Origin of the sequence: Streptomyces sp. NBC_01465, from assembly GCF_036227325.1 — a bacterium.
In the GTDB taxonomy this organism is placed as follows: domain Bacteria; phylum Actinomycetota; class Actinomycetes; order Streptomycetales; family Streptomycetaceae; genus Streptomyces.
Map to the genome: position 1 here is coordinate 136373 of NZ_CP109467.1, position 20125 is coordinate 156497.

General features: G+C 71.1%; 19 protein-coding genes. 2 read left to right on the forward strand and 17 right to left on the reverse strand.

What is annotated here, in order from left to right; genetic code table 11:
- Nucleotides 1-100: 100 nt before the first annotated feature.
- From OG707_RS00500 to OG707_RS00555, 12 genes are all read right to left on the reverse strand, one after another.
- A complete protein-coding gene (locus OG707_RS00500; RefSeq protein WP_329113059.1) occupies nucleotides 101-946 on the reverse strand; it encodes a 4'-phosphopantetheinyl transferase family protein in 846 nt (281 codons plus the stop codon).
- A complete protein-coding gene (locus OG707_RS00505) occupies nucleotides 943-2631 on the reverse strand; it encodes a beta-ketoacyl synthase N-terminal-like domain-containing protein (protein ID WP_329113062.1) in 1689 nt (562 codons plus the stop codon). Before OG707_RS00505 ends, OG707_RS00500 begins: the two co-directional genes overlap by 4 nt.
- A 21-nt stretch (nucleotides 2632-2652) precedes the next feature.
- A complete protein-coding gene (locus OG707_RS00510) occupies nucleotides 2653-3306 on the reverse strand; it encodes a phosphopantetheine-binding protein (protein ID WP_329113064.1) in 654 nt (217 codons plus the stop codon).
- Nucleotides 3307-3335: 29 nt separating this feature from the next.
- A complete protein-coding gene (locus OG707_RS00515; RefSeq protein WP_329113066.1) occupies nucleotides 3336-3536 on the reverse strand; it encodes an acyl-CoA carboxylase subunit epsilon in 201 nt (66 codons plus the stop codon).
- Nucleotides 3537-3618: 82 nt separating this feature from the next.
- Nucleotides 3619-5670, reverse strand: a complete 2052-nt coding sequence (locus OG707_RS00520) for a condensation domain-containing protein (protein WP_329113068.1) — start codon at nucleotides 5668-5670, stop codon at nucleotides 3619-3621.
- On the reverse strand, nucleotides 5667-6509 hold the full coding sequence (locus OG707_RS00525) for a 4'-phosphopantetheinyl transferase family protein (protein ID WP_329113070.1): 843 nt from the start codon (nucleotides 6507-6509) through the stop codon (nucleotides 5667-5669). Before OG707_RS00525 ends, OG707_RS00520 begins: the two co-directional genes overlap by 4 nt.
- A gap of 28 nt (nucleotides 6510-6537) precedes the next feature.
- The gene (locus tag OG707_RS00530; protein ID WP_329113072.1) at nucleotides 6538-7905 is read right to left on the reverse strand and encodes a hypothetical protein; all 1368 of its coding nucleotides are present in this window, start codon (nucleotides 7903-7905) and stop codon (nucleotides 6538-6540) included.
- Nucleotides 7902-8858 carry an SRPBCC family protein gene (locus OG707_RS00535; RefSeq protein ID WP_329113074.1) on the reverse strand — a complete coding sequence of 319 codons (957 nt, stop codon included), beginning with the start codon at nucleotides 8856-8858 and terminating at the stop codon, nucleotides 7902-7904. Before OG707_RS00535 ends, OG707_RS00530 begins: the two co-directional genes overlap by 4 nt.
- 97 nt (nucleotides 8859-8955) lie before the next feature.
- The gene (locus OG707_RS00540) at nucleotides 8956-9795 is read right to left on the reverse strand and encodes an AfsR/SARP family transcriptional regulator (RefSeq protein ID WP_329113077.1); all 840 of its coding nucleotides are present in this window, start codon (nucleotides 9793-9795) and stop codon (nucleotides 8956-8958) included.
- 198 nt (nucleotides 9796-9993) lie between these two features.
- Nucleotides 9994-10626, reverse strand: coding sequence for a ScbR family autoregulator-binding transcription factor (locus tag OG707_RS00545; RefSeq protein WP_329113079.1), 633 nt, complete (start codon nucleotides 10624-10626; stop codon nucleotides 9994-9996).
- A gap of 441 nt (nucleotides 10627-11067) precedes the next feature.
- Nucleotides 11068-11745 (reverse strand): ScbR family autoregulator-binding transcription factor, encoded by a 678-nt coding sequence (locus OG707_RS00550; protein ID WP_329113081.1) that lies wholly within the window; start codon nucleotides 11743-11745, stop codon nucleotides 11068-11070.
- Between the two features lie 246 nt (nucleotides 11746-11991).
- Complete coding sequence (locus OG707_RS00555; RefSeq protein ID WP_329113083.1) at nucleotides 11992-13236, reverse strand: cytochrome P450 family protein; 1245 nt, start codon at nucleotides 13234-13236, stop codon at nucleotides 11992-11994.
- Between the two features lie 365 nt (nucleotides 13237-13601).
- Between OG707_RS00555 and OG707_RS00560 the strand changes: the two genes are divergently transcribed.
- Entirely contained in the window at nucleotides 13602-14606 is a 1005-nt protein-coding gene (locus tag OG707_RS00560; protein WP_329113085.1) for a ScbA/BarX family gamma-butyrolactone biosynthesis protein, read from the forward strand.
- Here OG707_RS00560 and OG707_RS00565 read toward each other — a convergent pair.
- Nucleotides 14598-15839, reverse strand: coding sequence for an ATP-binding protein (locus OG707_RS00565; RefSeq protein ID WP_329113087.1), 1242 nt, complete (start codon nucleotides 15837-15839; stop codon nucleotides 14598-14600). The genes OG707_RS00560 and OG707_RS00565 overlap by 9 nt on opposite strands.
- A gap of 183 nt (nucleotides 15840-16022) precedes the next feature.
- Between OG707_RS00565 and OG707_RS00570 the strand changes: the two genes are divergently transcribed.
- Nucleotides 16023-16148, forward strand: coding sequence for a hypothetical protein (locus OG707_RS00570; RefSeq protein WP_329113090.1), 126 nt, complete (start codon nucleotides 16023-16025; stop codon nucleotides 16146-16148).
- Between the two features lie 70 nt (nucleotides 16149-16218).
- On the opposite strand, the gene OG707_RS00575 is transcribed toward OG707_RS00570, so the two are convergent.
- The 4 genes from OG707_RS00575 to OG707_RS00590 form a co-directional block, all read right to left on the reverse strand.
- On the reverse strand, nucleotides 16219-16542 hold the full coding sequence (locus OG707_RS00575) for an acyl carrier protein (protein ID WP_329113093.1): 324 nt from the start codon (nucleotides 16540-16542) through the stop codon (nucleotides 16219-16221).
- A 131-nt stretch (nucleotides 16543-16673) separates the two neighbouring features.
- On the reverse strand, nucleotides 16674-17075 hold the full coding sequence (locus OG707_RS00580; RefSeq protein ID WP_329113095.1) for a DUF6009 family protein: 402 nt from the start codon (nucleotides 17073-17075) through the stop codon (nucleotides 16674-16676).
- Nucleotides 17072-18601, reverse strand: a complete 1530-nt coding sequence (locus OG707_RS00585; protein ID WP_329113097.1) for a DNA primase family protein — start codon at nucleotides 18599-18601, stop codon at nucleotides 17072-17074. Before OG707_RS00585 ends, OG707_RS00580 begins: the two co-directional genes overlap by 4 nt.
- A complete protein-coding gene (locus OG707_RS00590) occupies nucleotides 18598-19701 on the reverse strand; it encodes a bifunctional DNA primase/polymerase (RefSeq protein ID WP_329113099.1) in 1104 nt (367 codons plus the stop codon). The genes OG707_RS00585 and OG707_RS00590 overlap by 4 nt, the downstream gene beginning before the upstream one ends.
- Nucleotides 19702-20125 lie beyond the last annotated feature (424 nt).

A 20125-nucleotide genomic window follows, 5' to 3' on the forward strand; every position in this document is an offset into this window, starting at 1 on the left:
AAGAAGCACCAACTCTGCACGCTAGCCAAGGCGGTTCGCCCTGGCGTGTTTCTGTAGAAGCTCTGTAGAGCGTGTGCGGGCAGTCCCGTCCGGTACTCCCCTACGGCTCGGCCGCACCCACCGGATCGGGCAGGGTGATGTGCTGCGGCGTCGCCCGCCCCCAGGGAAATCCGTAGTGCAGCTGGAGCACGGGCGGCGGCCGGTCGTCGGCCGGTACGGCGACCGCGACCAGCACATCGGGCATCGGCTCCAGCTCCACGAACCGCCACCGGGCGAACGGATCGTTCTCGGGTGGGCGGAATCCCGTCACCCCGCCGTCGTCGGCCAGGGTGAAGACGAACTCGTCGAAGGGCAGGCCGAGTCCGAGACCGCGCGCCTTGGAGTAGGCCTCCTTCAGCGTCCACATCCGCAGCACCCGCCGGGTGCGCGAGCGGCCGGGCGCGGCGCGTGCGATCCACCTCTGCTCCTCCGGTGCGAAGGTGGTCGTGATGGTCTCGATGGCCTGCGCGTCGCGTTCGAGCGGTTCGACGTCCACGCCGATACGGTGCCTGCGGACGATGCCGAGCAGGTTGTAGCCGCTGGCGTGCGACAGGTTGAAGTCCAGATGCGCCCCGCCCCTGGGCAGTCCGCCGGGCATCGGCTGGAGGAAGGGTCGTCCGCGCGGTGAGCGCCAGATGGCCAGCTCCGCCTCGACGAGGCCTGCCTCCAGGGCGAGGGCCCGCCGTACGAGCGTGTGGGCGACGAGGTACTGCCTGCGGTCGCGTTCGAAGAGGAACCGGCCCGCGGTCTCCTGCTCCTCCTCGTCGAGCCAGTGCGCCGCCAGCACGCTCGCCAGGTCGGGCGCGAGGTCGTCGTTGGGGCAGAGCCACAGTTTCACCGGTGCCGCAGCATCCGCGGATGCTGCGGCCTCGAGGTCGTACGACTCCTCCAGCGTGGTCAGGGTCATCTGCCGGGGCCGCCAGTCGCCGCAGTACCCGGTGCAAGCGGTCGGCGCAGCATCGCGGTGCCGGGCAGCGCCGGCCGCGGGCGGGCGCCGTCGGCGCCGGGCACATCTCCGCGCGTCACATCGACGCCGGCCAGCCACAGCCGGGCGAGCGCGTCCAGGTGCCGCCCGTGCCAGAGGGCGGTCAGATACGCGGCGGTCTCGTCGAGCTCCTCGACGAGGGGTGCCCCGCCACGCTGCCGCAGATCGGCATGGCCGAGGTGTTCGGCCGGGTCGTCGGCGAACTTCCTGAGCGCGTCGGCCAGTTCGTCGCCGCGGTGCGCGATCACGGCCAGCCGGCAGTCCATCGTCGCGCGCCCGATCCGTAACTCACGTGCGAGTACGCCGAGTTGGGGCGTGTCGACCGGTGCGTCCGCGTCGCCGGAAAGCCGTTCGGCGAGCAGCCGCGCGGTGGCGGCCAGATGGTGCGGCGTGGGCGCCGACAGCAGGACGAGCTCGGCAGGGCACGAGGCCGGTCCGGTCCGCTCGTCGGAGTCGCGCGGACCGGTCCGGCCGGCCAGGTGCTCCTCCAGGATCAGGTGCGCGGCGGTTCCGCACTCGCCGCGGACGGTCACGGAGGCGCGGCGCGGCAGTTCGCGGCCCTGCAGGTCACGGGGCCGGGGCCAGGGGGTGGTGTCCGGGCCGTCCGGCAGGGGCAGCAGTGTGCCGTGCGTCAGCTGCAGTACGGCGCGGACGAGGACCGTGAATCCGGTGGCCGCTCCCGCGTCGCCGGCACTGGCGGAGCTTTCGCACAGGGAGATGTCCAACGCATCGAGACCTGCCGCACGCTGCGCGCGCCGGGCGAGCCGGGCGTCCGCGTCGGCCGGTGCGGCGCGCCCGGCGTGTGCGACGGCACTGGCGCGAATGACCGCGTGGACGCTGTCACCGGCGGCCCGCGCCGCCTCAAGTGGCCTGACCAGTACGGCTCCCACGCAGTCCGCAGCGTCGGCGTCGCGCTGCCGGAGGTCGACGGCCGCGACCAGGGCGGCCGCGCACTCGCCGTCTCGGAGCGCGCCGAGTGCGAGGTGCAGGGCACCGAGGAAGGAGGATGCGCCGCTGTCGACGCACTGGCTGGGGCCGCGCAGGTCGAGCAGGGCGGAGAGCCGTCCGGGCAGCGCGCCGCGGCAGGCGGCGTACGCCGTGGGGCCGTGGGCGACGTAGACACCGACGGCCCGGGGCTCGCCGTCCGCCGCGGTGAGCGCGTCGAGCCGGGCTCCGGTGTGTCCGGCGTGCTCCAGCGTCTGCCAGACAGTCTCCAGGAGCAGGCGTTCCTGGGGGTCGAGCAGGGCGGCCGCTGCCGGTTCGAGGCCGAAGAACTCCGCGTCGAACTCGTCGGCACCCTCGATGCGCCGCCCGTTTCCCGTCCCGCCGACGGCGGTGCGCCAGAAGGCGTCGAGCCCGTCCGCGTACGGAAAGCGCCCGTGCACGGCCGTGATCGCGTACCGGCCGGCGGCAGGTCCGCGCACCCCCCGGCTCTCGGGCCCGGTGGCCGGTGCAGGGGCCTGCGGAACCTCCGGCGTCGGGTCCGGCCCGGGCGCCGCCGCGTCGGATGCGGGGGCGTCGACGGGGAATCCGGTGAGCAGAGCGGCCGCCTGGTCCCTGGCGAGTGTGCCGCTCTTGAATCGGGTCAGGATCTCCCTGGTGTCCATGCGGGTCCTTGGAGTCCTTCGTCAGGCGGGCCGGGATGCCAGCAGCGCGGTGGCCTCGTCGACGGTGAGCATGTCGGCGCGTACCGCATCCAGCAGCGCGTTCACCTCTCCCGTCGTCAGCGCCGGGCGCGCCGGGGCGGGCGCGGGCCGGACGGCGCCCGCGGTGGAGGCGATGTGGGCCGCCATCGTCGCGAGGTCGGGGTGGTCGTAGAGCGTGACGGGCCGCTCGGTCAGGCCGTAGGTGTCGTTGATGGCGGCCACGAACTCGGCAGCGAGGATGGAGTCCACGCCGAGGAGGCGGAAGGGCACGCCGGGGTCGATCTTCGCGGGGTCGCAGCGCACGATGCCGGCCAGCTGCCCGCGCAGCGCGTCACAGATGTCGGCTTCGGCAGAGTCGGCGGGAGCAGAGGGACCGGGTCCCGGTGCCGTGGCGGTCTCCGCCCGTACGTGGCGGGCGAGGGCTTCCGGCGTCGGGTGGTCGTAGAGCGCGTCGGGCACGATGCCGGTCCCGAAGCGGGAGTTGAGCGCTGCCATCAGCTCGGCGGTGCGGATGGAGTCCAGGCCCAGGGCCTGGAAGCGCTGCTGCGGTTCGATCCGCTCGGGTTCGACGCGCAGCACGGCGGCGAGCTCCTGCATCAGCCCGGCAAGGACATCGGTCAGCGGCTCGCTGGTCATGGTGAACGCCTCCTTGGTCGTGTGTCGGATCACTGCCGGTTGCGCGGCGCCCGGTAGGCGGACGGCGGCCTCCACCAGCGGGACCCGCCCGCCTGTTGCTCGTGCCCGCTCCGCGCCTCGTCCCGCGCGCGCAGCGCGAGCAGTACGACGGTGAGCGCGGCCAGTTCGTCGGCGTCGGCCCGGCCCCGCACCACGCGCAGGCCGAGCTCGCCTTGGCGCGTTTCGCCCATGACTCCTCCTCCAGCCTCCCGGACACCGTCGGACATCCGGCTCGACTCACGCTCTCGCGCCACTGGAGCGCCACTGGTGCGCTCAGCCGCTGTCGGCGCGGACGCGGCGCAGCGCCCGGGCGAGCGCACGCGCGCTCTCCTCGGCGTCGCCGATCCCCGTCATGATCACGGTCGTCGCGGCGGCGGCCCTTGCGGTCAGGCCACGGCCGATCTCGTACGCGACGGGGCCGGCGGGACCGCATCCGCACAGCACCAGTCGGCGTGCCTCGCGCAGCAGTTCCCGCGGGGCGGACGGGGGCGGGCCCTGCGGGTCGCCGAGTCGCCCCAGGGACACGATGCGTTCCGGCCCCTCGTACTCGCGGACCAGCGCTTCGTACGCGCCCGGGGGTACGCCGGGGACCGTGATCAGGCAGATGACGTCCGCCCACGGTTCGCCGGGGCGCAGCACCGCGAGGGTGGTACTGCGGACCGTGCGCACGTGCCGTGCCGCACGGGGGACTTCGGAGTTCTCCAGCAGGGCGAGCACCTGTTCCACGGTGCTGCCCTCGCTCTGCCGGTCGGACAGCCGGCGCAGCAGCTGCATGCACTGCGAGAGCGTCCGGGACGCGTCGGCGTCGGACATTTCGGCGCGGTCGTACGCGGCGGTCAGCAGCAGCACGTCCGAGGCTTCGTGCTGGGCGACGAGTGTCACGGGCAGACTTGTGTCCCCGCTCGCACTGTGCGGATGGTCCACCTCGATGTCCTGGGCGGCGAGTTCGGACAGCAGCGCCTGCGGGAACTCGGGCCGGCTGTCGAACCGTACGAGGGTGTCGGTGAGCCGCTTGCCGTCGTCGCGGCCGCTCCACTCACGGACCCGGTCCCCCGGAACCCACGCGTAGGACGTCAGATCGAGCGCGGCGTCGCGCACCTGGCGCAACAACTCCTCGACGGGGGCGGCGGGTTCGACGATCACGGTCATCGGCAGGGCGCTGCCCAGCAGACCCGGTGCGGCGGCGGCGTCCCGCAGCGACAGGTCGCGGCCGGAGAAGTGCACGCCGAAGCTGACCGGGGCCGGGCCGCGCACGCCCGCCGCCCGGTACAGCAGCAGCGCCCAGACCACGTGCAGCGCACTGCTCTCACCGGCCCCCTGGAGCGCAGCCCATGACCTGAGCCGCGCGGTCTGGTGGGGCCTCAGCCGGCGCTGGATGCGTCCCGGTCCCACTTGGTGGGTCGGTCCGGCGGGACGGCCGGGGCTCACTGCGGCGTCCCGGGGCGGCGCGGCGCGGGCCCAGAACTGCCGTGCGGCTTCCGTACCGTGACCCGCGAGCCAGGCGGCGTGGTCCCGGACGTCGGGGCGCCGCTCGCCGCCGGGGACGACGCCGCCTGCCAGGTAGGCCCGGTAGAACTCGCGCACCAGTAAGTGCGCGCTCCGTTCGTCGAGCAGGGCACGGTGGTAGCTCAGCAGCACGCGGGTCGCCTCCCGGTCCGCCCGGGCGGGGGGCGAAGGTCCGTCGAGCAGGGCCACCCGCAGCAGGCCGGGACGGTGCAGTACGAAGCCGCGCATCCGGTCACGCCGCAGCAGATCGCTCCAGCTGACCGTCGAGGGTTCATGGCGTACCACCTCCACGGCGGCCCGTTCGTGCAGCACGAGCCGGGGCGCGGCGCTCCAGTCGAAGGAGACGCGCAGCACGGCCTCCCGGTCGGCCACGGACTGCCAGGCCGCGGTGAACGTGCCGGTGTCCAGGGGACCCGACCAGTTCCAGAAGAGCTGCTCGGTGTGGCGGCCGGGTCCGCCCTGCCGGGTGACGGCCGCGAGCAGGATGTCGCGCTGATGCCCCGTCACCGGGACCGTGTCGGCGGTGGGCGGCGCCAGCAGATCGGCCAGCAGCTCTGCGGTGACCGGTGGCTCCGGCGCAGGGTGGGCCGTGACGGCAGGGGTCAGCCGCAACAGGTGCCGGCCGGTGGAGCCCTCGCTGTCGAGGGACACCGACCAGGCGCGGTGGCGTTGCGCGAGCCGGGCGGCAACGGCTTCCGCCTGCGGGGTGCCGAGCGGTCCGCACAGCGCGAAGACGAGAGGGGCGCCGGGCGCCGCGCCGCCGTCCGGTTCGTGGACCACGGCGAGAGTGGTGTCCGCGTACGCGTGCCGGCCGCTCATCGTCCGCCGGGGCGTCCCGGCCCCGGGAACAGCAAGGTGCGCGCGAGCGGGACCCCGTCGTCCACGGGCTTCTGCGGAACGCTCGGCGAGCGGGGCTCGACCTCGACACGATGGTGCGCCTCGCTCACCAGGAACCGGTCCTGCACGAGGTGGGTGGCGAAGGACCAGGAGCGGGCCCGGGCGGAGTCCTCGGCGAGGACCGGGCGGCCGTTGGCGTCCCAGTGGAATCCCACGGCGGTGAACCGGCGCCGCATTCCCTGCCCGAGGGCCTTGGTGTAGGCCTCCTTGAGGGTCCACAGCCGCAGGAAGCGCGCCGTCCGCTCGCCGTCGGGCAGCACGTCGAGCACCTCGGCCTCCGCCGGGGTGCACACATGCGACCGCAGCAGGTCGTACGAGATCTCCCGCGTGCCCGATTCGGTGTCCACGCCGACGGGGCCGCTACGGCTGACGGCGGCGACGATCAGCTCCTCCGTGTGGGCAAGGCTCAGGTGCAGTTCCTCCCCGAACCCGCGCAGCGTGGGCCGGCCGCCGGGCTGGTAGGCGATGTCGAGGTCCGCCGGGTCCGCGCCGAGAACCGCCGCGGCCGTGTGCTTCATGAGCAGCCGCGACGCCGCGAAGACGAACCGGCCGGCCGGATCGGGCGCCTTCCGGTAGCGCGGCCAGTCCTGCCCGAGCAAGGTGCGCAGGTCCGGGTCGAGCAGGGCGGCGCCCAGCCACTCGCCCCACGTGGTGTGCACCACGACCCGTCCCGTGTCCTCGGCCCGCTCGCACACCTCGTCCCACAGGGTGTCGGGCCCGGCCACATGGACGGGCGGCGCACCGGGCTGCGGCGCTGTCATGTCCCCCACCTCCCCCTCACTCCCGCACTCACCAGAACAACTGTGTGGCGTACACGTCGCAGTCGACGCCCTGCCGGGTGCGCTCGGCCAGTTCCTCCCAGACCGCGGCGCGCGGATCGGTTTCATGGCCGGGGAGCGGCACGCCGAGCCGCTGCCCGGCGCGTTCCAGTGCGAGCAGGACCCAGTCGGGGCCGCCGAGAAAGCCCGCACCCGTGTCGGAGACGGCCCGGGCCACCCCCAGGGCGGCCGCGGCGAGCAGTACGAGGGCGAACCGGTCGGCCAGCGCCCGCGCCGCGGGGTCCGCCGGGTCGGCGGGAGTTGCGGCCCGGCAGGCACGGCCGACCGCACGCTGCTCGGTCGCGAGCCGGCGGGCCGTCCGGGCGAGCGCGCCCGTGGCCGCATTCCCGCCGTCGGCCGCAGCCAGGGACGCGGCTCCGCCGGGCAGCGCTCCGGCTAGGGCGTCGAGGCACGCCCCGTCACCGTCCGGCGCAGGCAGGGACAGAGTGAACAGCCTTGCAGCCGCGGCCTGTTCGTCCTCTCCTTGTCCCCGCACCCGTCGCGCGAAGCCGTCCAGCTCGGGCAGCGCACGGACCAGCTCCGCCTGCCGGAGCGCGGCGGCCGTCCAGTCGACACCGGCGGCCGCGCGGTGCGCCTCCAGGGCGGCCAGGGTCTTGCGTTCGGTGGTCTCCGGGCCGAACCCGCTCTCGTTCAGGACCAGTTCGAGGTCGGCCAGCAGTCCGCCGACCAGATGCGGTACGAGGTACCCGACGGCGGCGACCGGCACGGACTCCCCTTCGCCGGCGGGGCGGGCGCACCGCAGCGCGACCGCGGTCAGGCACTCGCAGGCCAGCAGGTCCGCAAAGGCCGCGGCCAGGGTGGGCCGCCACTGTCGTGCGCTCGGCGTGTGCGAGGCGAGTCCGTCCACGATGCGGGCGGCGGTGTGCAGGACGTCGCCCGTCGCCGCGATCAGAGCCGCGGGACCGAGCAGACCTGCGATCCCCCCGGCCTGATCCGACGCGGCCCGGGCAGCGAGCATCGGCCGGATCGCCCAGGCGTGCCCCAGCCCGAGGTCCCTGCGCAGCAACGGGCGGAGCACGCGGACGAACCGGTCGGCCCCGGCACCGCGCAGGTCGTCGGCCCGGGGGACGATCTCGGCGAGTACGTCGTCGGGGGCCGCGATCTCCGCGCCCGCAGTACTCGCAAGTGCCGTACGGCCGTAGGGATTTGCGGGGTCCTCGGGGTCGCCGAGCAGCGCCTCCAGACGCATCGCGCGCAGCGCCACGTCCACCGGCGGCCGCACGGTGGCATCGTCCGTCCGTGTGTCCTTCCACGGTGCGAGCGCGCCCGACGGCTTGAGGGTCACCGTCCGCCTCCCCTCGTCCTCGATCGTCGTCATCGCAGTCGGCGTACGGGACTTTCCGCATGCCACTTGGCCAGACCGAGCGCCTCCTGGTCCGCACGGCCGAGCCATTCGCGCACGTACAGCCGGGCGTCCGCCGGGCAGGCGTCGTCCCCCAGGACCTCGGCGAAGGCCTCCGGGCGGAGCAGCACGCGGTGGGCGGACACCACGGTCAGTCCCGACTCGTCCGGCAGGATGGACCACTCGCCGGTGTGCGCCGCGATCAGGTCGGGGGTCACCGTCTCCTTGTAGACGATGCGTCCCGCGGCCGGGAAGCAGAGCCGTACGGCCTCGGCGGTGACCGTCAGTCCGGTGTGCACGGAGCAGGTGTCGAGTGCGGCGATCTGGACGCCGGGCAGGTCCTCGGTGACGTGGGCCGAGTCGACGCGCGGGAGCAGGTCGGCCCAGTCCTCCACGCGGTAGAGGAAGTCGTAGACGAGCTCGGAGGGTCCGTCGACGCGCGTGCTGTCCTCGAAGGACAGGAGCAACTCGTCCAGACTGTCCCAGCGTTCGGCCATCTGCCGGATCCCGTCGAGCCGCCCGAGGACATCCGCCTCGAGAGCGCCCCGGGCCGGCGTCCCGCCGGGGACGAGCTCCTCGTAGCGCAGGGTCAGCGCGGACCGCCCGCCGTCCTCGGGCGCGACGCTCCAGGTCCCGGACGCCACGGCGCCCGGCCAGGAGCTGTCTTCTCCGGCGAACTCCTCGAAGTCGACGGACCGCGTACGGGGGTGCAGCACACGCCTGACCCGCGAGAAGCGGACGCGGTCGTCCTCGACGTCCCACACCCACAACTGCTCCTCGGTTCCGTCGAATTCCATGCGTTCGACGTGGATGCACGAGGGCAGGAACAGCGGCCAGCGGGGAGCGTCGGCGAGCATGCCGTAGACGACCGAGGCGGGTGCGTCCACGGAGACGGTGTGCAGGGTGGAGCGCGCAGTCTGCGACGACATGAGCGGCCCCTCTCCTCCCAGTGTGCGCAGGTGCGCCAAGGATGCCCCGCACGCCTTGAGCGACGCTCGAATCCGGGCGGAGAGGCAGTCCGGGTGGTCAGCCGGTGCGGGTCAGCCCCGGGCCGGTGGGTGCTCCGTTGAGCCCGGTGCCGGGAGTGGGGGCACCGATCGGGCCGGAGACGAGGATGGCGCGCTGCAGCTTGGCGAGCGCCGCCGACGGTTCCAGGCCGAGGGTCTGCACCAGCGTGGTACGCAGTCGCTGGTAGGCGTTGAGCGCCTCGCCGCGGCGCCCCGAGCGGTACAGGGCGAGCATGTACTGGCCGTAAAGGCTCTCGTGCGTGGGGTACTTGCTGACGATCACGGTGAGTTCGGCGAGCAGCTCACGGTGCCGGCCGAGCCGCAGATCGGCCTCGATCCGCTGGTCGAGGGCGCACAGCCGGCTCTCTTCGAGCCGCTTGACCTGAGGTTCCAGATGCAGTCCGGCCTGGATGTCCGCGAGGGCCGGTCCGGTCCACAGGTCGAGGGCCTCGCGCAGTCTGGCCGCCGCCTCGCGGTAGTCCTCGGCGTCCATGGCCCGGTACCCGGCTCCGGCCAGCCGGTCGAACTCCTGGACGTCGTTGGCGCCTTGGCCGCTTTTGAGCAGGTAGCCGCCGGGGACCGTCATGAGGACGTCCTTGGCGCTGCGCTGCGGCTCGCCGCCCTGCTCGAGGGCCGCGCCGATCAGCTCGCGCAGCTGCAGGATGTAGGTCTGCAGCGTGGGGCGGGCGCTGCGCGGGGGCTGACTGCCCCACAGTTCCTCGGTCAGTGTGGCGACGGGCACCACCTGGTCCGCGTGGAGAGCGAGCAGGGCGAGCACCTGCCGCGGCTTCGGGGCGGTCGGTGTGACCGAGACACCCTGTTCCCGCACGGCCAGTGGGCCGAGTACGTCGATGTCCACTCTGTCTCCCCGTCAGCTACTGCCGCATTGAGAAGCGGTCTTCTAGCACTCACAGTAAAAAACAGCGCGGATGGTTTGTCAATCAAAGCCGGATGGTGCAGATCAACCCGCCCCGCGTTCGCAAATCACCCAAAACGGCAGGTCACCCCCATCGATGACCTAACTCGGCCCGTCCACTAACAGACCGGAACCGCTGTTTTACCTACCCTCGCCCTGCCCGCCGGCAGACGCAGTCGGCACCAGCACGCGATGCGGCGAGGCCGCCATACAGGGCATCAGAAAGGACCAGAAGAGGGCGAGGCGTCCGGACGAGAGCCAGTTGCCGTCCGCCGCACCGAGCGCGCCGAGGCCCACCATGGAGGCCACGATCACCGTCGTGGCAGCATCCGCCGACACGGTGCGCTCAAGCTCCCCCGCACCCTGCGCGTCGGCGACGAGATCGCGCACACTCTCGTGCCACCGGCGCAGGAACGCCGAGTCGTTCTTGCGCGAGGGATCCCCGCTGAGCCGGAAGCCGGCACGGACCACAGGATCGTCGGCGAGGGCCTGCAGCAGACCGGAGTTGGTGTCCACGAGCACCTGCAGCGACGTCTCCCCCGTCGCCCGGCAACGGTCGGCCAGCCGCGCGACTCGCTCGGCGGCCGCATTTTCCACCGCCGCGGCCAGAACGTCCTTGCTGGCGAAGTGGAAGTGCAGAGCCCCCGTACTGACGCCCGCCCGCTTGCTGATGGCGGGCAGCGAGGCCAGGGCGTAACCGTCATCGGCGAACACCTCTGCCGCCGCGCGGATCAGAGCCTCGCGCGTACGCACCGCCCGGAGCTGCTTGACCATCACGATTTCCTCCAAACAGACCGCGCACGCGGTATCTTTCCAAGTGCCTCGACTGCTCGGACCCCAACGGGCAAGCGCGGGATTCGGAGAATTTTCAGCTCAAGCTGGGAGGGCCCCGGAGATGCACGCTCATCCGCGAGGATCATTAAACCGCATGGATGGTTTGTTAGCACGCCTGCGCCTCATGGGGATGCCGAGAGCGGCGCTCACCGATGCGGGGCGCCGGACTCAGCGTTTCTGGTGACGGAAACGCTACGTTGCATTCATGGAGCAATCAACCGCTTCGTTGCGCCAATGCGCCATCTTCACAGGTGAACGTCGTAAAATCGTTGCACTGCTTTGAATCTAACGCAACGAATATCGCCTCATGCATTGCAATGAATGAGGAGTGAACGCTATTCGTGCGGCCAGGGAGGCTTGAGTTCCGCTCGAGAACCCACGTCAGGCAGAAGCCTCGGCCTGGTCCTTCGAATGCGCCTCCGCGGCGATGCGTCTGCCCTCTTCGGCAAGGACCGCGGCCCGCTCGGGCCCGTACTCCAGCTTGCCCAGGACCGCGGGCACCGCAACGCTCGGCAACAGGTGCGCGAAGAGCGACGAAACGCGGGTCTCCAGATCTGCCCGGTTCGACAGCGTGTGGGAGTAGATCTGAACTCCGGTCCAGGCCGCGGAGAAGGTCCAGGCGGATTCGGCCGGGTCGATGTGGGGGAGCAACTCCCCCTGAGCGGCGGCCTCACGGAACACGTTCTCCGTGATCTCGAGCCAGGCCGCGATGTTCCCGGTGCCGAAGATCTCCGTCATCTGAACTTCAAGACCGAGCCTGGCCGAGGCACTGACCATGGGATCGTGCCGGTGGCGGTAGGCCAGGGCGAGTCCCATGTCCACGAGCTCCTGCAGCTTGATCGCTCTGGGCAACAGGGCCCCGCCCCGGAACTGTTCGTCGAGGACACCCTGCGCCAGCGCCTGCTTGGACGGGAAATGGAAGTACAGGGCTCCCTTGGTCACGCCGGCGCGGCTCAACACCTCACCGATCGTGGCCGCTTGGTAGCCCCGCTCGTCGAAGACCTCCGCCGCTGCTTCCAGGATGGCTCGCCGGGTGCGCGTCGCCCGCTCCTGTCGCACCACTAGAATCCCTCCAGAGATCGTTATTGTGTCGCAAAATGTTCTGCAACATCTAGAACCAAACCAGGTAGTCCGTATATTCACAAGCCCGGTCTGCCACCTTAAGTGCTCCGTAGACCCGGTCGGTGTGTCACCTCCGGCGCCGCATGAAACCGGAGTCCCCGAATCGGCACGCTCCTGAACATGCAAAGGGCCCGCTCCCACGCCCCTGAAGAGGGCGTGGGAGCGGGCCCCCTGTCGCGCGGACTAGGACGCGGACCGCCCGAGCGTCACCGGCAGTTCGCGGTGCCCGTTGGAGATGAACGACTCCACGGGGCGGAGCTCGTCGAACGGCACCGCCAAGGAGATGTCGGGAAAGCGCGTGAACAGGGCGTCGAGGACCACCTCCGCCTGGAGCCGGGCGAGCGAAGAGCCGATGCAGAAGTGCGTGCCGTGCCCGTAGGAGAGGTGATCGCGGCGTGCCTCGCGGGTGATGTCGAACCGGTCCGCCGTGTCTCCGTGGACGGAGGGGTCGCGGCCGGCCGACACGAAGGAGATGACCAGCGGGTCGCCCTGCGGGATCACGGTGTCCCCCACCTGGAGGTCCTCGACCGCGTAGCGCAGGATTCCGTTCGCGCCCGGCGCCTTGACCCGCACCGACTCCTCGGCCGCGTCGCTCCAACTCGCCTTCCCCGCACGGATCAGAGCAAGCTGGTCGGGATGGTCCAGCAGCAGGGCGATCGTGTTGCCGAGGAGATTGACCATGGCCTCGTCCCCCGCGCTGAGCATCATGATCATGTTGTCGATCACCTCCTTGTCGGTCAGCCGCGTCCCGCTCTCCTCGTCGCCCGCCTCGAGGAGAACACTGGTGAGGTCGTCGCCGGGGTCGCGCCGCTTGAAGGCGATGAGCTCGCCCATGGTCCGGTACAGATCCCGGTAGTTCTGCTGCGCCGCCTCCAGGGACATCCCCGTGTCGAAGAAGCCGTTGATGATCCGATTCAGCGGCGCCCGGAAAGCGCTGGGAACGCCGAACAGTTCGACCATCACCTGCCGCGGCAGCTGCTCGGCGAACTTGCTGCGCAGATCCAGCGGTACGTCGGGCGCCTCCTTGGCGGCCAGCTCGTCGAGCAGGTCGGCCGCGAGCTCCTCGATCCGGGTGCGCATCTGCGCGATACGCCGCGCCGTGAACGCCGAGGCGACGATCCTGCGCAGACGCCGGTGGTCCGGGCCGTAGGCGGTGAACATGTTCTGCACGGAGACCCATATGGACAGCGGCCAGGTCTGCGCTATCTCACCGTTGATCCACGCGGGCCAGTGACGGTAGGCGTCCTTGGAGACCCGGGGATCCGTGAGCAGCTGCCTGATCACGTCCGGGTCGGTGACGGCCCACGCCGCCACGCCTCCCGGCAGTTCCACCTGGGTGACCGCGCCTCGCTGCCGCAGCAGATCGGCTTCACCGTGGACATCACTTCCGGACGGGTCGATCGCGTACGGGCACTGTGTTGCGGCCATCAGTGTCTCCCAGGTGACGTGGGCCGGTCGGATCGTGCGCCGCTGCACGGGCGCAGATGTTCACAGCAAGATGCTCCAGAAAAATAAAAACCGCAAGACCGGTTTACTATAGCCGCGGCAAAGGGTGTCCACGAGAGGCATCCTCGGGCGTTCTTGATCCGGATCGGGTACAACCGCGACCCCCTCCGACCCGATTGCCAGGAGCGGAATGCACCTGTCCGCTTGGCACTTGAGATCACTTCGGTCTCACACGGTGCCCAAGACGCGGCGCATCGCTGTAGGCCTTGAAAAGAAAACCGGTAGGTTCGTATCTTACTTATCTGCACGGTCTTTCCCGATCCACCGGCTGCGAGACGGAGACCAAAGTGACCCTGCTGGCGTCCCCCAGACAAAACAGCTCAGCGCCCACTCCACCGGACGAAATGCCCGCTTCCCCCGATATCTCCACCATGCCGCGGCTCACGACGACAGTGCCGCGCGAGTATGTGCACCGGTCCAGCCTTGCCGAAGTCTTCCTGAGCGGCTGCGAAAGGCTGGACGAGACCCACTTCTCGCTGACGGGTCAGTGGCCCCGCGCCCACACGTTCTTCACCAGCGCGGACGGCGCCCGGCACGACCCGATGCAGGCGGTGGAAACGATTCGTCAGGTGGGGCTCTACCTGGCCCACGCGGAGTTCGGCGTGCCGCTCGGCCACCAGTTCCTCATGTGGGACATGACAGTGACAACGAACTCGGAGCACCTGTTCATAGGGCCGGTGCCCAGCGAGCTGAGCCTGATCGCGTCATGCACCGACATGAAATGGAAAGGCAAACGTCTCGCAGAGTTCACCATGCACATCACCGTCGAGCGCGACGGAGTGCGCTGCGCCGCCGGCGGAGGCCGCTTTTCCTGCATCGCCCCCGCGGCCTACCGGCGATTGCGCGGCGCGGCCGCCGGCGCCAGATGCGCCCGCAGGCTCCACCCCGTCGGTGCGGACGCGCCGACGGCGCTCGGCAGGATCCTCCCCTTCGACGTGGTGCTCGCACCGGGCGACCGGCCCGGCCGCTGGCTCCTCGACCCCGACCCGCGGCACCCGATCCTGTTCGATCACAACGCCGACCACATCCCGGGCATGGTCCTCCTCGAGGCCGCACGTCAGGCCGCCTGCAGCCTCGCCCGGCCGGACACACTGACGCCGTCGTACTTGCATGCCGAGTTCCTGCGGTACGCCGAGTTCGACTCCCCGTGCTGGGTCGAAGCGTCGTGGGTGCCCTCCGCCGAGGGCACGGCCGACGTCCTGGTCACGGGCACACAGGACGGCAATTGTGTCTTCACCGCACAGGTCTGCGGATCCTTGGGAGAGCCGGCCGCTCCCCCGCTCCTACGATGAAGAAACCGACCATGCGGTAGAAACCAGCGTTGCGCGCGGCGCCAGACGACGGGCGGCCTGAAGAAGCGAGACTCCGCGGGCCGCCTGCCCCCGCTCACGCAGTACGTGCGCCTCCTCGAACAGATCCCGTGCCGTGTCGGCCAGAAGTTCCCGGTCCGTGGTGCGCAGGCCGCCGTGCGCGCCGTCCGCCACCAGGGCGAGCAGCGGTGCGGCGACCGCCGCCGGTGAAGCCTGGGCCGCACGCAGGGCGTGCGCGGCACGCAACCGCAGCCGGGCCCGGGTCGGTACGTCGCTGTCGCCGAGGGCAGCGGCACGCACCGCCGGCTCCCGGCGTACCAGACCGTCGAGGAGGCCGCACTCACGCAGTGCGGCCAGTCCCGTCAGCACCTCGGGCGTACCTCCGTCCACCAGGCCGTCGACGAGGTTCCCGCCGATCGGATGGTCGCCGAGGACGGCGAGTGCGCGGGCGGTGGCGACCGCTTCCGGGCCGCTGCGCCGCAGGCAGTCGGTGACCGCGCGTGCGAACAAGCCGTCACAGGCGGGCTGTTGGAGAACCGCGTTCTCCTCGATCAGGGCTCGCAGGAGCAGGGGATTGCCTCCGCTGAGGCGGTGCAGGCGGGCTGCTGTCCGGCGCAGATCCGGCCCGTGCGCCGCGGTCTCGGCCTCAAGTGTCCGCTCGACGTCCTCAGAGGTGAGCAGACTCAGCCTCAGACGGTGCACATGCGGGCGGCGCAGCACCTTCTCCGTGAGCAAGTCCTCCTCTCGCGTGCCGTGTGCCGGAGCAGTGAGGACCATGACGATCGGCGCGAAGGGCATGTGGCGTGCGAGATTGCGCAGATGCCGGACGGACGCCGGATCCGCCCGCTGGACGTCGTCGACACACAACACCACAGGGCCGGTGGCCGCGAGTGCCCGCAGGTCGGCCCGGAAGGCCGCGGCCGCACTGTCCGGGTGGCAGGCGCTGTCCTCCTGCAGGGTACGGCTGCGGGCGAAGTCCGGTCGTCCTGCGGTCAGTTCACGGATGACGCCCCACGGCTCGCCGGGCCGGCCCGCGCCCGCGGTGAGCACCTGCGCCCCGGCAGTACGTGCCCGTTCCGCCACAAGGTCGAGCAGCGCGGTCTTGCCGCAGCCCGGACCGCCCTGCACCAGCAGGACCCGGGGCCGACCCGTCCGGCAGGAAGTGAGCACCATGCCCTGGACATCCGCCTGTGCCGTTCCCTGTGCCGGTGACATCGTGTCCCCCCTCGTCGGTCGGCCTCCTCGTACGCGTCAGGATGACGGGCGGCACTCGTCGAAGGCTGGAGCCCAGGTCGACGAAGCGGGTCCAAAGAGACTCCAGAGGGGCGCGAGGGCAGGTCTCCACGCTCTACTCAGCCCACCGCACACCGCGGTGGCAACGAGACCCTGGAGGCTGATATGGCTGACACCACGACCACCCTGGACAACGCCGAGAACCCCGAGGAGCTGGCTCGGACGGCAGTCCTGGAGACGGAGACCGAGCTCCTCGACACCACGCTGCTCGACACCCCGAAGACGGCCTGAACCCGAGCCCCGGGCGGGAGATGCTCAACATCCCGCCCGGCACCGGCTGCCGTACCGGGCCGACCACGGCTCAGGCCACGGCCCAGGGGGCCGTTCCGAGTCCCGCGCTTCCGGCCGACGGCGGCCTGCCGTTGTCCCACACCGGGTTCGTCACGGCGGAGACAATGCCCCAGAGATGGCCGGCGGTGAGCGTCCGTACGGGGACGGCGAGTTGACCGGCGAGGCTGATGCCGAATCCCGACTCGAGTGCGCCGACCATGCCCATGAGCGCGATGGAGTCCAGCCCGTACGCCACCATGGGCACATCGGCGGCCGGTACCGCATCGGCGCCCAGGCCGGGCAGGCTCTGCCTGAGGATCGCCTCGAACCTCGCGTTCCACGGAGTGGCAACCATGGGGCCGACTTCCTTCCGCCAGGTGAACAGTCCACGCAGGGTCCGCGTGCTGTTCCGACGGTGCCGTGTGCCACTCGACGGAGCCTAGAAGCCGACTTGGCCGCTGCCGGGAACCTCTCCCTCCGCCGGCGTCACAGCGGCAGCGTGATGCCCATCTCGCGCATCGCCCGCGACGGCGGCCCGCCTTCCGAGCGCTCCGTCTTGTAGCCCTTGGCGCAGGGCGTCAGCGTTCGCGGGTCGATCGCCTCCGCCGGCGCCGAACTCGCGTACAGGCCTGCGGGATCGGCGTCCCTGTCGTGCGGCAGCAGCCAGAACACTCTGCGGCGGAACGTCCCCGAGGAGCGGGACGCCTTGGCCTGCGGGCCGAGCACCGCGTAGCCGACCATGCGTCCGTCGCGGTGGTAGGCGGGTCTGCCGCGCCGCGTGGGCAGCCGGTCCAGGCTCTGCCGTACGTAGTCCAGGGTGCCCACGTCCTCGAGCCAGACCAGTTCGGCTTCCTGGGAGATCTCGTCCTCCTCGATGAGGGCGCTCATGCTGTCTCCTCGTCGGCAAGCATGGTGAGCAGTCCGATGCCCGGGTAGTACTTGCGCTGGTTGGAAAGGATCATCTCTTTCGGTGACTCGAGGCCCACCACCTCGCGGATCCGGGCGGCGAAGGCTCTGGAAGATGCGGCGGGAGCACCCTCATGGTGGCACCATGCCCGGTAGGCGGCGTACAACTGCGCCTGTTCCGCCCGCAGTTCGGGGTGGAGCGCACAGGACTCGCCGATGAACCGCCCGGTGTGGTCCTCCGTCTCCGCGTACGCCGTCGTCGCGATGCGCACCCGCTCGGGGCCGGTGAGGTCCTTCTCGCCCCGCAGATAGCGACGGGCGCCTTCGATCAGCCAGTTGAGGATGCCGGGGCCCTCCTCGGTCACCAGGATGTCGGCGAGGTTGTCCACCTTGCGTTCGTCGGAGACGACCCGCTCGAACGGGATGAGGCGCATCCTGCGCCAGAACGCGAAGCCGCCGCTGCCGACTTCGGGCCGGTGGTTGCCGAGAAGCCAGAGTTTGTGGGTGGGCCCGAACGAGAAGAAATCCTGGCGCATCCGCCGCGCCTTGATCCGGTCGCCGCCCGTCAGCAGCTTGACCCGGGCCTCGTCGAACTTGTCGCCCGGCTTGACCTCGCTGCACACGATGACGCGGCGGCCGTGGAGTTCGGCGAGGTCGGTGGGGTGGCCCTCGTAGGGGCGGGCCATCAGGAAGCCGGGCGGCGCGGCGTCCGCGTAGTCGCCGAGCAGCTTCATGAGGACGTCGAGGAGGACCGACTTCCCGTTCTTGCCGGAGCCGAACAGGAAGGGCATGACCTGTCCGCCGACGTCGCCGGTGACCGAGTAGCCGAGCATCAGGTGCAGGAAGTCGATCATCTCTGCGCCCTCGGTTCCGTCGCCGAAGGTGTCGGCGAGGAACCGCATCCAGCGCGGGGTGGGCATGGGCCGTGGCGGCAGCGAGGTGGCGCGGGAGTGGAAGTCCCTGTCCGGTTCGGCCCTGCGGAGGATTCCGGTACGGAGGTCGACGATGCCTGCCGGGGTGCACAGGGCGTAGGGGTCGGCGTCCAGGAGCGCGGCGTTGAGCACCATTCCGGGGGCCGATTTCGCCTGCGTGAGCATGGCGTTCATCCCGCTGGTGGACAGGGCGCGCCGTCGGTGCTGCAGCAGGGCGGCCGCGGAGTGGATGCCGCGGGGGTCGTCGGGGGCGATGGCCTCGGCCAGGTCGCCGGCGGCCCACAGCACGGTGTCGTCCTCGTCGATGCGCCAGCGGTTGCCGTCCCAGCGGTACCAGCCCAGTCCGGGGACGTGCCGGTAGTCGCCCGCGTACAGCTTCACGAACAGTTTGGCGTTGCCGCGGTCGGTGAGCGTGTCGGGTAACAGGCCCTGGGCAACGGCCACTTCGGGCTGCACTTCACTGCGCGGCAGCGGCACCTGCAGCGAGGGCGGCGGGGGCTGGGCGCCGGCGAGGATCTGAGCGGCCACTTTCTCGGCATCGAAGTTGAACAGGGCGTTGTCGTCGTGGGTGTTCAAGACCGGCCCCCGAGGGCGAGGGGGCGCCGTTCGCCGGCGTGCAGGCCGCTGCGGATGATGGCTTCGCAGCGGCGTTCCTGCCCGGGGCGTACGCCGGCGGCGAGCTCGGTGAGGGTCCGTTCGGCGTCGGCCCAAGAGAGATGGCCCGCGGCGACGAGTCCGCCCGCCGTGTAGGCGGCCCGGTTGAGCTTCTCGGAGAAGGCGGCGCCCTCCGGCAGGGCGGCGCACGCTGCTACTTCGGACAGGACCTTGTCCAGTGCCTTCGAGGCGGCGGTGCGGCCGCCGCCCGCGGCCGCGACGGCCTGGCGGGCCCGGGGCGGGGGAACGACGCGGTGCACCGGCGTGCGGCGGGCCGGGGCGAGGTGCCCGGTGCGCTCCAGCTCGGCCGCGAGCCAGTCGGGGAGTAATCCGGGGTCACGGGCCGCGCCGACCGGGGTGTAGGCACCGTCGGTGGTACGGGTTCCGGGCGCGACGATGTAGCCGCCGTGTGCCCGGATGTCGACCTGCCAGGCGAGGGCACGGCCGCTGCTGGAGCCGGTGGAGGACTGCCAGCGGTGTCCGGGCAGGGACCGGTACCAGACGTGCAGGCCGCCGGAAGGGGTGCGTACGCGCAGGGTGGAGGTGTCCTCGGCGGGGCTCCTGACGCCGCGCAGGGCAGCCAGCACCCCGAGGGTGTGGAAGCCGTCGGCGAGTCCCGTGAGATCGACGCCTTCGGCGATGGGGATGCCCGGCAGGAGCCGCGAACGGTCGGGCAACGGCTGCGCGTGCGCGTCGATGTCGATGACGACCAGTCCGGAGAGCCCGCAGGCGACGCCCACGCCCAGGCCGGGGCCTGGACCGGTTCCCCACCAGCGCTCGATCCGGGCCGGATCGAGGGTGGCGGCACGGAAGCCGTGGCACCAACGGCCGTCCTCCAGGCAGGAACAGCCCTCGTAGGTGTGTCCCGCGGCACGGCAGGTGTCGCAGTTGCCCGCAGGAGTCTTGCGCCCGGCGGCCAGGGGATGGACCGGCCACCCCTTGCCCGCACACCACTTGGCCGTCGCCAACGACCGACCACCGACCGACTGTTCGCTGCGTGAAACCCGCAGCTCAGCAGCCATGCATTTCTCCCGTTAGCGACTGAAGCGACTCAATGACAGAAACAGGTTAGCGAAACTGGTATGAAAATTCGTGCGGTTGGGGCCGGTGGGACGATCGCCGGTCCGGGCGTCCCGGCCCTCACCCCAGCGACCGGGACCACCTTCGGTCGCTGCCGGACACCGAGCGGGAAAGCGCAGCTCAGGCAGGGTACGCAACAGTGATCAGCGACTCAAGCGACCCAACTCGCCCCTATATGAAGCACACGCGCATACACGCACACGCGAATGTCTCCGCATACCCGGACCTTCAGTCGCTTCGGTCGCTGCCCCTCCAGGAACAAGCACCTGACCAGCCGCTTTTCCCAAGACCCATGGAACGGCCACACATTCCTTCGGTCGCTCGGCTTCGGTCGCTCCCCAACAGGCCGCGTTCAAGCGGGACTTG

Excerpts from the sequence above, each read along its gene's own strand:
- OG707_RS00500 (WP_329113059.1), bottom strand. The coding sequence starts at position 946 with ATGACCCTGACCACGCTGGAGGAGTCGTACGACCTCGAGGCCGCAGCA.
- OG707_RS00505 (WP_329113062.1), bottom strand. The coding sequence starts at position 2,631 with ATGGACACCAGGGAGATCCTGACCCGATTCAAGAGCGGCACACTCGCC.
- OG707_RS00510 (WP_329113064.1), bottom strand. The coding sequence starts at position 3,306 with ATGACCAGCGAGCCGCTGACCGATGTCCTTGCCGGGCTGATGCAGGAG.
- OG707_RS00515 (WP_329113066.1), bottom strand. The coding sequence starts at position 3,536 with ATGGGCGAAACGCGCCAAGGCGAGCTCGGCCTGCGCGTGGTGCGGGGC.
- OG707_RS00520 (WP_329113068.1), bottom strand. The coding sequence starts at position 5,670 with ATGAGCGGCCGGCACGCGTACGCGGACACCACTCTCGCCGTGGTCCAC.
- OG707_RS00525 (WP_329113070.1), bottom strand. The coding sequence starts at position 6,509 with ATGACAGCGCCGCAGCCCGGTGCGCCGCCCGTCCATGTGGCCGGGCCC.
- OG707_RS00530 (WP_329113072.1), bottom strand. The coding sequence starts at position 7,905 with ATGACGACGATCGAGGACGAGGGGAGGCGGACGGTGACCCTCAAGCCG.
- OG707_RS00535 (WP_329113074.1), bottom strand. The coding sequence starts at position 8,858 with ATGTCGTCGCAGACTGCGCGCTCCACCCTGCACACCGTCTCCGTGGAC.
- OG707_RS00545 (WP_329113079.1), bottom strand. The coding sequence starts at position 10,626 with ATGGTCAAGCAGCTCCGGGCGGTGCGTACGCGCGAGGCTCTGATCCGC.
- OG707_RS00555 (WP_329113083.1), bottom strand. The coding sequence starts at position 13,236 with ATGGCCGCAACACAGTGCCCGTACGCGATCGACCCGTCCGGAAGTGAT.
- OG707_RS00565 (WP_329113087.1), bottom strand. The coding sequence starts at position 15,839 with ATGTCACCGGCACAGGGAACGGCACAGGCGGATGTCCAGGGCATGGTG.
- OG707_RS00570 (WP_329113090.1), top strand. The coding sequence starts at position 16,023 with ATGGCTGACACCACGACCACCCTGGACAACGCCGAGAACCCCGAGGAG.
- OG707_RS00575 (WP_329113093.1), bottom strand. The coding sequence starts at position 16,542 with ATGGTTGCCACTCCGTGGAACGCGAGGTTCGAGGCGATCCTCAGGCAG.
- OG707_RS00580 (WP_329113095.1), bottom strand. The coding sequence starts at position 17,075 with ATGAGCGCCCTCATCGAGGAGGACGAGATCTCCCAGGAAGCCGAACTG.
- OG707_RS00590 (WP_329113099.1), bottom strand. The coding sequence starts at position 19,701 with ATGGCTGCTGAGCTGCGGGTTTCACGCAGCGAACAGTCGGTCGGTGGT.